At 67.6% G+C, this 355-nt stretch carries 1 protein-coding gene; it reads left to right on the forward strand.

What is annotated here, in order from left to right:
• Positions 1 to 355 (forward strand): TCP-1/cpn60 chaperonin family protein (locus tag EIO00_RS24005; RefSeq protein ID WP_277752910.1); only part of this gene is annotated, 355 nt, incomplete at its 3' end.

Raw genomic sequence — 355 nt, forward strand, 5'->3', positions numbered from 1 at the left:
ATGGCTGCAAAGATGATCGCGTTCGACGAGGAGGCCCGCCGGGGTCTTGAGCGCGGGATGAACCAGCTTGCCGACGCGGTCAAGGTGACCCTTGGTCCCAAGGGCCGCAACGTGGTGCTGGAGAAGAAGTGGGGCGCCCCCACGATCACCAACGACGGCGTGTCGATCGCCAAGGAGATCGAGCTGGAGGACCCCTGGGAGAAGATCGGCGCGGAGCTGGTCAAGGAGGTCGCCAAGAAGACCGACGATGTGGCCGGTGACGGGACCACCACCGCCACCGTGCTGGCGCAGGCCCTGGTGCGGGAGGGCCTGCGGAATGTGGCGGCCGGCGCCAACCCGATGTCGCTGAAGCGGG

This window comes from Thermomonospora catenispora, from assembly GCF_006363815.1.
Classification (GTDB): Bacteria; Actinomycetota; Actinomycetes; order Streptosporangiales; family Streptosporangiaceae; genus Thermomonospora; species Thermomonospora catenispora.